Origin of the sequence: Pseudomonas sp. LjRoot277 (assembly GCF_964253845.1) — a bacterium.
In the GTDB taxonomy this organism is placed as follows: Bacteria; Pseudomonadota; Gammaproteobacteria; order Pseudomonadales; family Pseudomonadaceae; genus Aquipseudomonas.
In genome coordinates, this window is record NZ_CAXURI020000001.1 from 2205545 (window position 1) to 2217716 (window position 12172).

Genomic DNA, 12172 nt, shown 5'->3' on the forward strand with positions numbered 1-12172 from the left:
CGATATGACGGTTTACGCGATTATCGGTGGAACCGGCCTGACTCAACTCGAAGGCCTGAGCATTCGTCAGTCATTGGCGGTGGACACGCCGTACGGCGCGCCTTCGGCTGAAGTGCAGATTGGCGAGTACGCCGGCAAGGAAGTGCTGTTTCTCGCGCGTCACGGTCATCCTCACCGTTTTCCGCCGCATCAAGTGAACTACCGCGCCAACCTCTGGGCGTTGAAACAGGCTGGCGCCGAAGCGATTCTCGCGGTCAACGCCGTGGGTGGGATTCATTCCGCGATGGGGACCGGACATTTCTGTGTGCCGCATCAGCTGATCGACTACACCAGTGGTCGCGAGCACACCTATTTCGCCGATGATCTGCATCAGGTCACACACATCGATTTCAGCTATCCCTACAGCGAGCCACTGCGTCAGCAATTGATCGCGGCGCTGGCGGTCGAAAGTGTCGGCTACAGCAGTCATGGCGTGTATGCCTGCACTCAAGGGCCGCGACTGGAAACCGTCGCTGAAATCGCCAGACTGGAGCGCGACGGATGCGACATCGTCGGCATGACCGGAATGCCGGAAGCGGCATTGGCTCGCGAGCTGGAAATGGATTACGCCTGTCTGGCGCTGGTAGTAAACCCGGCAGCGGGCAAGTCGACGGCAGTGATCACCATGGCCGAGATCGAGCAAGCACTGCATGACGGGATGGGTAAGGTGAAGTCGACGTTGGCTCGGGTGCTTAAAGGCTGATCAATCGTTAAACCGAGTTGACCCTTTCGCGAGCAGGCTCGCTCCCACAGGTGCAGTGATCACCTGCTCGCGAAGGCGATTTACCTATTGCCGCTATTTTTCGAGTTTATCCGGCAACGGCGCAAACAACGCTTCAATATCATCACTCTGCAACTTCCAGTCCCCGGTCTTGCGCCCATCCAGCACGCCAGCCGCCAAGTCGGATTTTTCCTTCTGCAGATGCTGAATCTTCTCTTCCACCGTGCCTCTGGCAATCATCTTATAGACGAACACCGGCTTCTCCTGACCAATGCGATACGCCCGGTCAGTTGCCTGATTTTCCGTCGCCGGATTCCACCACGGATCGTAGTGGATCACCGTGTCGGCTTCGGTCAGGTTCAGGCCGACGCCACCTGCCTTCAGGCTGATCAGAAAGATCTGACGCTTGCCGCTCTGGAAGTCTTTTACCGGGGCGCGCCGGTCGCGGGTCTGCCCGGTCAGCAGCGCATAATCGACGCCGCGTTTTTTCAGCTCGTCTTCAATCAGCGACAGCATTGAAGTGAACTGCGAGAACAGCAGAATCCGCCGACCCTCATCGAACAATTCCTCAAGCATTTCCATCAGGCTGTCGAGCTTGCCCGACGTGCTGCCGCGGGTGGGCAGGGTGGCATCGTTGACCAGCCTCAGATCGCAGCAGACCTGGCGCAGCTTCAGCAGCGCTTCAAGAATGATGATCTGGCTGCGCGCCACGCCCTTGCGGGTGATCTCGTCGCGGACTTTCTTGTCCATCGCCAGACGCATGGTTTCGTACACGTCGCGCTGGGCTTCGTTGAGCTCGACCCAATGGATGATTTCGGTTTTCGGCGGCAACTCGGTCGCCACCTGTTCCTTGGTTCGACGCAGCAGGAACGGTTTTATCCGGCCATTGAGGTGCTGAAGTCGTACTTCGCTGGCGCGCTTTTCGATTGGCACGCGGTAATCGCGATTGAAGCTTTTTACATCACCCAGCCAGCCGGGCAGCAGGAAGTGAAACAGCGACCACAGCTCACCCAGGTGGTTTTCCAGCGGCGTGCCGCTCAGGCACAGGCGCTGACGGGCATTCAACTCGCGGGCAGCGTGGGCGGCCTTGCTGTTGGGGTTCTTGATGTATTGCGCCTCGTCCAGAACCAATACGTGCAAAGGCTGGGCCGCCAGACGTTCGACGTCCTTGGGCAGCAACGCATAGGTGGTCAGGATCAGGTCGTAATCGGCCAGCGTGTCGAAATGCTTTTTGCGGCTGGCGCCGTACAGTGCCAGCACTTTGAGTTGCGGCGTGAAGTGCGCCGCTTCATCCAGCCAGTTTGGGATCAGGCTGGTGGGCATCACCACCATGCACGGCCGATCGAGGCGTCCGGCGTTCTTCTCGCTGAGAATGTGCGCCAGGGTCTGTAGGGTTTTGCCCAGACCCATGTCGTCCGCGAGAATCCCGCCGACTTCCAGTTGTCGCAACGACTGCATCCAGCTCAAGCCTTCCAGCTGATAGGGGCGCAAGGTCGCGTTCAAGCCTTCCGGTGCGGTCCCGGTGAAGTCCTTGATGTCCCGCAGCCGCTGGGCAAAGGTGCGAATTTGCTCGCCACCCTCCCAAAGCAACGGCAGGTCTTCCAGTGGATTCAGTCGCGTGGCATCGGCCTTGCTCAGGCGCAGCGTCGTTTCACCGGGCCCTTGCAGGTAGAACTCGCCGAGGGTCGCCAGTACCGGTTTCAATCGGCCGAAGGGCAGGGCGACTTGCAGCGGGCCGTACTCAGAGTTCGGGCGATTGGGAATGTTCACCAGGATCAACTCGTCGTCGCGACGTCGGGCGAGGCGTTCCGGATTGAGGATCTCGGTGTGAGAGCGCATCAGGTTGAGCAGGATCGGCAGCAGACTCAGCCGCTCGCCGTTGACGATGATTCCCAGCTCCAGATCGAACCAGTCACGCTCCGGCGCTTGTTCGACGGTGGCGTACCAATCGTCCACGGCAGTCAGGTCGAAACCGAAGTCTTCGTCGATCTGCAACTCCCAGCCCTGGGTGCGCAGCTTCGGCAGTTCATTGAGGGTGAAAGTCAGCCAGGCGCTGTCGTTGACCATCTCGAAAAGTTCGCCGGCGCTTTCCGGCAAGGCCTTGCTTTGCCGGGTGGCAACCTTGAAGCCGAGGATTCGTAGCTGCTCCCTGTAGGTCTGTTCGACTTCCGGGTGGCGTTTTATTCGTAACGTTTGCGTCTCCTGACGAATCAGGATGTCAGCGTTCTTCTGCCCGGAAACGTATTCATCCAGATAGCTGAAAGACAACGCCGCGCGATGCTGAATATAACGCTGCATCTTGCCGTTGCGCGGTTCGAAGGCGCTGAATTCGATGCTCGCCAGCCACAGGCGCGGCACCGGTTGCACGTTATCCACCAGCACTTGTGGCGGCGCCTTCGGGCTACGGTTTTCCAGTACGGCTTGAAGTTTCTCGAGTAGCTCGGCGTCTTGCGCGGCAGCGGGATAAGCCAGGGTTTCCTGCACTTTCAGCAGCACCGCCGCGCAGTGCTTGCAGTTGCTGTGGACCGGGCAGGTGCAAGTGGCATCGATCATCAGCAACGTGGCTTTGGCTGACTCGCGCAGGCGAATGGTCTGGCGGTAAACGTTACCGCCAGAGCCCTCGCAGGCGGCAATGATTGTGGCGTCGCCGGCCTCGACGATCCTGACGCGGTTCTCCAAAGCGTAGCGGCGGCCACGCTCCAGGCTCTGTTCCTTGAATCGGCTGACCCAGGAAGGTGCCAGGGGTTTGCTCAGGGTCGGGGGCATAAGGACTCAATCAGTCCGGAATTTCATCGGGGACTGGCCGAGGCGCAGGGGACGTCAGCGAGGTGATCTTGATCAGCAGGCCGAGATGGCCGTTGTCGAGGAAGTTCAGCTGGCCGTTCTTGGTGTGGCTTTCCTGTTTCATGCTTTCGCTGGCGGTGACCAAGCCGTTGGCGTCGATCTGGTTGACCCAGAAGTCTGCATCCACATCGGTGAACCGCCCCAGTTTCATGCTCAGCGTGCCCTCGATCGGGAACTGACCGAACTGTTCCTTGCCCTCGCTGATCGCGACTTTGCTGGCCTCTTCGCCGAGAGTCTGTTGCCAGGCCTTGTGCAGCAATACCGTGTATTCATTGCTGGCGGTGAGTTTTTCCACTTCGGCATTGAGACTCGGTGTGCGCAGGCTGTCGGGGTTGATGGGCTGAGCTCCGGCAGCCCAGTCTTCCGGCGCGGCGCGGCTGACGATCGCCGGCACGGCGTTTTGGCGGACCAGAATCATTTCTATCTGGTACAGGTCATCGGCAAACGTCGTTGGCGCAACCAGGGTCATCAACAGAATCAGTAAGCGAAACAGGCGCATGCGGCGTCCTTCAAGCAGTTTTCGGAATGAGGTGCTCAAACAGCGCCTCTACAGTATTAAAGCGCTCTTCCGGGCGCTCCATCGGCACCTGGAATTTAAACATCGTGGCGCCTTCGAATTTGTAGCGTTTGGGCTGGCTCTGGATCAGTTTGATCAGCGTCAGCGGGTCGACCGGGGTTTGCGTCGCGAACTCGATTCGGCCACCTTGCGGGCCGCCGTCGACTTTCTTGATGCCCAGTAGCTCGGCCTGCAATTTCAGCGCGGTAATGCGCATCAGGTTCTTGGTCGGTTCCGGCAACAGGCCGAAACGATCGATCATCTCCACCTGCAAGTCCTTGAGGCCTTCCTCGTCGGTGGCCGAGGCGATGCGTTTGTAGAGAATCAGTCGGGCGTGCACGTCCGGCAGATAGTCCTCGGGAATCAACGCCGGTACCCGCAGATTGACTTCCGGACCACCGCCGAGCGGCTGGTCGAGGTTCGGTTGTTCGCCCTTGCGGATCGACTTCACTGCGCGCTCGAGCATCTCCATGTACAGCGTGAAACCGACGGCCTGGATCTGTCCGCTCTGCCCGTCGCCGAGCAATTCGCCGGCGCCACGGATTTCCAGGTCGTTGGTGGCGAGCACGAAGCCCGCGCCGAGGTCCTGGGTATTGGCGATCGCTTCCAGGCGTTTTTCGGCGTCAGGCGTGATTTGCTGACGCGGCGGCGTCAGCAAATAAGCGTAAGCCTGGTGGTGACTGCGACCGACCCGGCCGCGCAACTGGTGCAGCTGCGCCAGGCCGAACTTGTCGGCACGCTCGATGATGATGGTGTTGGCGCTAGGCACGTCAATGCCGGTCTCGATGATGGTCGAGGCGATCAGCACGTTGAAGCGCTTGTGGTAGAAGTCGCTCATCACTTGTTCGAGATCGCGTTCACGCATCTGCCCGTGGCCGATACCGATCCGTGCTTCCGGCACCAGTTCGGCGAGGTCGGCGGCGCATTTCTCGATGGTCTTCACGTCGTTGTGCAGGTAATAGACCTGACCGCCACGCAACAGCTCACGAAGCAAGGCCTCTTTGACCGTGCTCTTGTTCTGCTCCATGACGAAAGTCCGTACCGACAGGCGACGGGCCGGCGGCGTGGCGATAATCGACAGGTCGCGCATGCCCGACACCGCCATGTTCAGCGTACGCGGAATCGGCGTGGCGGTCAGGGTGAGGATGTCGACTTCACTGCGCAGGGCCTTGAGCTGTTCCTTCTGACGGACACCGAAACGGTGCTCTTCGTCGATGATCACCAGCCCCAGGTTTTTGATTTTCACGTCGTCCTGCAGCAGCTTGTGCGTGCCGATGACGATGTCGATCTTGCCTTCGGCCAGGTCCGCGACCGCGGCGTTGACTTCCTTGGTCGACTTGAAGCGACTCATCACTTCCACGCTCACCGGCCAATCGGCGAAGCGGTCGCGGAAGCTGTTGTAATGCTGCTGGGCGAGCAGGGTGGTCGGCACCAGAATCGCCACCTGACGACCGCCATGCACCGCAATGAACGCGGCGCGCATCGCCACTTCGGTCTTGCCGAAACCGACGTCGCCGCAGACCAGACGGTCCATCGGTTTCGGCGCGAGCATGTCGGTGCGCACCGCTTCGATGGTGGTTTGCTGGTCCGGGGTTTCTTCGAACGGGAAGCCCGCGCTGAAGGTTGCGTAATCGGCTTTCGGGTCGGCGAACGCATAACCTTCGCGAGCGGCGCGGCGGGCATAGATGTCGAGCAATTCAGCCGCCACGTCGCGCACCTGTTCGGCGGCTTTGCGTTTGGCTTTCTGCCAGGTCTCGGAGCCCAGGCGGTGCAGTGGGGCCAGGGCATCGTCGCTGCCGGTGTATCGGGCGATCAGATGCAGGTTGGCCACCGGCACGTATAGCTTGGCGTTTTCGGCGTATTCGAGGGTCAGGAATTCGGCTGCCTGACTATCGATTTCCAGGATCGTCAGCCCGAGATAGCGACCGACGCCGTGATCGATATGCACCACCGGCGCGCCTTCGCGCAGCTCGGTGAGGTTCTTGATGACGGCATCGTTGTTGGCATCGGCGCGTTTCTCGCGGCGACGGCGCTGCATCACGCGCTGACCGAACAGAGGGCTTTCGGCGACCAGGGCCAGGGCCGGGTCGTCAAGCACCAGGCCTTCGTCGAGCGGCGCGATGGTGATCGCCAGGCGCTCTTTGCTTGCGACAAAGTCCGGCCAGCTGTCGACGGTTTTCGGTCGCAGTTTCAAGCGTTCCAGCAATTCCAGCAACACTTCACGACGGCCCGCGGACTCGGCGGTAAACAGCACGCGACCGGGAAACTCGTCGAGGAAACCCGCCAGCGCCGCCAACGGTTGGGTGGCCTTGGCTTCGATGGCCAGGTTCGGCAGCTCCCGAGCGGGGAAGCGCTCGCGACCGACGCCGGTTTCCACGTCCTGTTGACTGGCAACCACGCGCGGCCAGTTCTTCAGCCGAGCGAAGCAATCTTCCACTGGCAGGAACAGTTCAGCTGGCGGCAATAAAGGACGGGCCGGATCGACGCGACGCTCTTCATAGCGATTGCGCACGTCGTTCCAGAAATTTTCCGCCGCCTGCTCGATGCCGGGCAGGGAAAACACTTGCGTGTCCTGGGGCAGGTAATCGAACAGCGTGGAAGTTTCGTCGAAGAACAGCGGCAGGTAGTACTCGATACCGGCCGGGGTAATCCCGCTGCTCAAGTCCTGGAAGATCGGGCAGCGACGGAAGTCGACATCGAAACGCTCGCGAAAGCGCGCCTTGAAGCGGGTGACCGCATCCTTTTGCAGCGGAAACTCTCTCGCTGGCAGGAGGCGAACCGTTTCAACCTTGTCGATAGAGCGCTGGTTTTCCGGATCGAAGGTACGAAGGGTCTCGATTTCGTCGTCGAACAGGTCAATTCGAAAAGGCAGTTTGCTGCCCATCGGGAACAGGTCGATCAACGAGCCGCGCACGGTGAATTCGCCATGCTCGTAGACGGTATCGACGTAGCGATAGCCGCTGGCCTCAAGCCGCGTGCGCATTTGCTCGACATCGAGCTTCTGGCCGATGTCCAGCACCAGGCTGCTTCCGAGCAGGAATTTGGTCGGTGCCAGGCGATGCAGGGCCGTCGTGATCGGCACGACCAAAACGCCATGACTCAGCTCTGGCAGTCGATACAACGCGGAGATTCGCTGGGAAATAATGTCCTGGTGCGGCGAAAACAGATCGTAGGGCAGCGTTTCCCAGTCCGGGAAATGCAGCACCGGCAAATCCGGGGCGAAGAAACTCAGCTCCTGTTCCAGCCGTTCGGCACTTTGGCTGTCGGCAGTCAGTAGCAGGGTGAAGCGCTTGGCAGCGCTGGCGGCCTCGGCAATGGCCAGGCTCAGGGCGGCACCGGGCAGGTTGCCCCAGTGCTGTTTACCTGCCGCGGCAGGGAGAAGCGGTAGACGCAGAACGGGCACGGAAGGTTGAGCTCCAAGCGTTGCGACAAAGTCGGTAATTGTAGCGGTCCCGGGTGCCGCCTGTCAGTTGCAGATGTGTCTATTACGCAGGTTGGGCGAAATGTAGTGGTAAAGACAAAATCGGCCCGTTTTTTAGTAAAAATCACTGAATATGTAGTGGCAAAACGACCGAGTGTTACGGAGGGTTACAGACAAGACAGCGTTGTCTCCCAAAAAACGACTGCGCTGCAGGCCACGGTTTTATTGGGCTTGAGCCGTGCGTTATTTTTTCGAAGAGGATTTTGTTACTGGCCACGCGACAGGCGCGCATTGCTACGGGAGGCACTCGGCGGCATAATGTAGCCCCTTTTTTCTGCCCCTACATGTGGAAGGTTCCCGTGACTCAGAAGCCCGACCAGTGTCTTGGTGAATGGATCGACCGTGAAGCACTCGCAGAAGCGATGATTCCGCTTATCGGTCAGCTCTACCGCAATAACAACGTGGTGAGCTCGATCTATGGCCGCAGCCTGATCAATCGTTCAGTCATTGCGATTCTCAAAGCTCACCGCTTTGCTCGTCATCGTCAGTCTGATGACAGCGAATTGTCCGTCCACGAAACATTCCCGCTGCTCAAGGCAATGAGCGAGCTCAAGCTCGGCGCTGCTTCGGTAGACCTGGGCAAGCTTGCAGTCAAGTTCAAGGCTGAAGGCAATGGCCGTACTGCCGAGCAGTTCGTCCGTGAAGAACTGGCTGACGTCGTTGGTCAGCAAAATGTTTCCGCCCGCAAAGGTACCGACGTTGTTCTGTACGGCTTCGGTCGTATCGGCCGTCTGCTGGCGCGCATCCTGATCGAGAAAACCGGTGGTGGCGACGGCCTGCGTCTGCGCGCCATCGTTGTCCGCAAGGGCGCCGAGAACGATCTGGTCAAACGTGCCAGCCTGCTGCGTCGTGATTCGGTTCATGGTCCGTTCGATGGCACCATCACCATTGATGAAGCCAACAACACCATCACCGCCAACGGCAACCTGATCCAGGTTATCTACGCGAAAAACCCGACTGAAGTGGACTACACCCAGTACGGCATCAAAGACGCACTGCTGGTGGACAACACCGGTGTGTGGCGTGACGCCGACGGTCTGGGCCAGCACTTGGCTTGCCCGGGTATTGATCGCGTTGTTCTGACCGCGCCTGGCAAAGGCAAGCTGAAGAATATCGTTCACGGCATCAACCACGGTGAAATCACCGCTGATGACAAGATCGTTTCCGCGGCTTCCTGCACCACCAACGCCATCGTGCCGGTGCTCAAAGCCGTCAACGACAAGTTCGGCATCATCAACGGTCACGTTGAAACGGTTCACTCGTACACCAACGACCAGAACCTGATCGACAACTTCCACAAAGGCGATCGCCGTGGCCGTAGCGCCGCGTTGAACATGGTAATCACCGAGACCGGTGCTGCCACCGCTGCTGCCAAGGCTTTGCCTGAGCTGGCCGGCAAGCTGACCGGTAACGCGATCCGCGTTCCGACGCCAAACGTGTCGATGGCCATTCTCAACCTGAACCTTGAGAAAGCCGCCACCCGTGAAGAGATGAACGAGTACCTGCGCTACATGGCGCTGCACTCCGATCTGCATAAGCAAATCGACTACGTCAATTCGCAGGAAGTGGTGTCCACCGACTTCGTTGGCTCGCGCCACGCAGGCGTGGTGGACGCTGAAGCAACCATCAGCCAAGACAACCGCGTTGTTCTGTACGTTTGGTACGACAACGAATTCGGTTACAGCTGCCAGGTGGTTCGCGTGATGGAAGACATGGCCGGTGTAAACCCGCCTGCATTCCCGCGCTAAGCGTTAGCTGCACATGAAAACGCCCCGACTTTGGTCGGGGCGTTTTTGTTTGTGCGGTTTGGTCCGTTGCAGGTGTGTTGTCGGTGTTGGCCTCTTCGCGAGCAAGCCCGCTCCCACATTTGATCGAGTTGTCCCGGCGGACGCGGTCAAATGTGGGAGCGGGCTTGCTCGCGAAGGCGATGGATCAGGCGCCGCCGACCACAGAGGCTTGCGCAGTCGGCAATTCATGCCGATTGCCACGGAACAACACCAGCGTCGCGATCAACCCCAACACCGCCGCACCACTGAGCCATATCCCCGGTGCAGCCTTGTTATCCAGCACATGAATCAGGTACGTACACGCCGCCGGCGTAAATCCCCCGAAGGTCGCGGTTGCCAGGCTGTAGGCCAAGGAGAATCCAGTCGTACGAACTTCCACCGGCATGATCTCGGTCAGCGCCACGACCATGGCGCCGTTATACGAGCCATACAGGAACGACAGCCATAACTCGACGATCAGCAGGTGGCTGAAGCTCGGGTTCGCTACCAGCCACGACAGGGCGGGATAGGCGGTGAGGATCGCCAGAATCGTCGCCGCCAGCAGCAAGGGTTTGCGTCCGATCCTGTCGGAAAACGCTCCCATCACCGGTAGCCAAAAGAAGTTCGACAGACCGATACACACCGTCACCAGCAACGCATCCAGATCCGACAAATGCAGTTCGGCTTTACCGAAGGTCGGGGTGTAGGCGGTGATCAGATAGAACGACACCGTGGTCATCACCACTAACGCCATACCGGCGATGACGATGCCAAAGTTCTGGCTGATCGAGCGGACGACGTCCCGCAGGGTAGGGCGGTGTTTACGCGCCTGGAATTCCGGGGTTTCTTCCAGCGAGCGACGAATCACGAAGATCACCGGCACGATCATGCAGCCGATCAGGAACGGCACGCGCCAGCCCCAGTCGCCCATTTGTTCCGGGCTGAGCCAGTGGTTCAATCCCACGCCGAGCAGGCCGGCGAACACGACCGCCGCTTGCTGACTGGCGGACTGCCAACTGACAAAGAAACCTTTGCGGCCCGGGGTGGAAATCTCGGCGAGGTAGACCGACACACCGCCCAGTTCCACGCCGGCCGAGAAGCCTTGCAGCAGGCGACCGAACAGCACGATTAGCGGCGCCGCAACGCCCAATGTGGCGTAACCCGGCACGCAGGCGATCAGTACCGTGCCGGCGGCCATCATTGCGAGGGTGATGATCAGGCCTTTGCGTCGACCGTGACGATCGATATAGGCACCGAGGAAAATCGCCCCCAATGGGCGCATCAGGAAACCGGCACCGAAGGTGGCCAGGGACAACATCAGTGAGGCAAAAGCGCTGTCGGCAGGGAAGAAGGTTTTGGCGATGGCCGTGGCGTAAAAGCCGTAGACCATAAAGTCGAACATCTCGAGAAAGTTACCGCTGACAACGCGAAAAATCGCTTTGCCTTTGCTCGTGTTGGCAGACATTTGTAGGTACTCACGCTGGTAAATCTTGTTTGAAACGCTGCACCTGTGGGAGCGAGCAGGCTCGCTCCCACGCGCTCTGAGGCCCATAATGGCGGGCGCGGTTTTGAGGGGGGATGAAGAATTGTTAACTGGACGGTGGAGTGGGCTTGTGGTGCTGGCCGGCATTTTGTCCGGTTGTGGCAACGGCGACAGCCTGGAACGCTTCGACGGCCCGACCATGGGCAGTCGTTATTCCATTCAATACGTAAGACATTCCTCCACGCCCGGGCCGAAAGCGGTGCAGGCCGAAGTAGAAAATATCCTCGCCGAAGTGGATCGACAATTCTCGACCTATCGCAGCGACTCGGACACCGAACGCTTCAATGCACTGCCGGCCGGTCGCTGTCAGGTCATGCCTGGCCCTGTGCTCGAATTGATCCGTGTGGGCGAGCAATTGTCATCCCAAAGCGAAGGCTCCTACGACCTGACCGTGGAACCGCTGCTCAATCTCTGGGGATTTGGCCCGCAGGGTCGTGAGGAAAAAGTCCCTACTGCCGAAGCGCTCGCCGAAGTAAGGCAGCGCGTCGGTCACGCGCACCTGCGTATCGACGGCGATCAGCTGTGCAAGGACGCCGCGGTCGAGGTCGACTTCAACAGCATCGCCGCCGGTTACGCGGTCGACACGATTGCCGCAAAACTCGAAGCAATGGGCATCCACAGTTACCTCGCCGAAGCCACCGGCGAACTCAAGGCCGCCGGTAAGAAACTCGACGGCTCACCGTGGCGCATCGCCCTGGAAGAACCCCGCAACGATCAGCAAGTGGCCGAGCGCATCATCGCCGTCGACGGCTACGGCGTTTCCACTTCCGGCGATTACCGCAACTATTTCGAGCAGGACGGTCGGCGTTATTCCCACACCTTCGATGCCCGCACCGGGGCGCCGGTCTTACACACTCTTGCGTCAGTCACGGTGATTCATCCTTCAGCGTTGATGGCCGATGGCTTATCGACGCTGTTGCTGATTCTGGGGCCCGAAAGGGGTTGGGACTATGCCGAAACGCATGACATCGGTGCATTCTTTGTGATTCGTGCCGATACAGGATTCGTCACACGAACCACGCAGGCTTTTGAACGCCTGAGTGGCGGAAAAACCGAGTGATCGCGGCGATTCAAGCAGCAAAGACTGGCGTTGTAGTGCAGGCAAAACTAGCCTACGACGCGACCAAGGGTTAATGTGCGCGGCGTTGACGCTTATATAGACTGTGTCCGGGTTCTGCACTGGCCCCAAATTGTTCCTTCACGCCGCAGATCGGCGTGATTT

Annotated in this window: 7 protein-coding genes; 3 read left to right on the plus strand and 4 right to left on the minus strand. The window is 59.5% G+C overall.

Annotation, left to right across the window (positions count from 1 at the left end; genetic code table 11):
• Positions 1-4: 4 nt before the first annotated feature.
• Entirely contained in the window at positions 5-742 is a 738-nt protein-coding gene (locus tag ACSQ87_RS10370) for an S-methyl-5'-thioinosine phosphorylase (protein WP_223431982.1), read from the plus strand.
• Between the two features lie 93 nt (positions 743-835).
• On the opposite strand, the gene ACSQ87_RS10375 is transcribed toward ACSQ87_RS10370, so the two are convergent.
• Genes ACSQ87_RS10375 through mfd form a run of 3 tightly spaced genes read right to left on the minus strand, consistent with a single transcriptional unit; the run spans position 836 to position 7563 of the window.
• The gene (locus ACSQ87_RS10375) at positions 836-3526 is read right to left on the minus strand and encodes a DEAD/DEAH box helicase (protein WP_223431981.1); all 2691 of its coding nucleotides are present in this window, start codon (positions 3524-3526) and stop codon (positions 836-838) included.
• Between the two features lie 10 nt (positions 3527-3536).
• The gene (locus ACSQ87_RS10380) at positions 3537-4103 is read right to left on the minus strand and encodes a CsiV family protein (protein WP_223431980.1); all 567 of its coding nucleotides are present in this window, start codon (positions 4101-4103) and stop codon (positions 3537-3539) included.
• Between the two features lie 10 nt (positions 4104-4113).
• On the minus strand, positions 4114-7563 hold the full coding sequence (gene mfd, locus ACSQ87_RS10385) for a transcription-repair coupling factor (protein ID WP_095128744.1): 3450 nt from the start codon (positions 7561-7563) through the stop codon (positions 4114-4116).
• A gap of 362 nt (positions 7564-7925) precedes the next feature.
• Here mfd and ACSQ87_RS10390 point away from each other — a divergent pair, with 362 nt between their 5' ends.
• On the plus strand, positions 7926-9389 hold the full coding sequence (locus ACSQ87_RS10390; RefSeq protein ID WP_192407181.1) for a glyceraldehyde-3-phosphate dehydrogenase: 1464 nt from the start codon (positions 7926-7928) through the stop codon (positions 9387-9389).
• A gap of 184 nt (positions 9390-9573) precedes the next feature.
• Here the strand turns inward: ACSQ87_RS10390 and ACSQ87_RS10395 are convergent, their stop codons facing one another.
• Positions 9574-10872 carry an MFS transporter gene (locus ACSQ87_RS10395; RefSeq protein WP_223431979.1) on the minus strand — a complete coding sequence of 433 codons (1299 nt, stop codon included), beginning with the start codon at positions 10870-10872 and terminating at the stop codon, positions 9574-9576.
• A gap of 88 nt (positions 10873-10960) precedes the next feature.
• On the opposite strand from ACSQ87_RS10395, the gene ACSQ87_RS10400 reads away from it, so the two are divergent.
• On the plus strand, positions 10961-12010 hold the full coding sequence (locus tag ACSQ87_RS10400) for an FAD:protein FMN transferase (RefSeq protein WP_223431978.1): 1050 nt from the start codon (positions 10961-10963) through the stop codon (positions 12008-12010).
• The last annotated feature ends 162 nt before the right edge of the window (positions 12011-12172 follow it).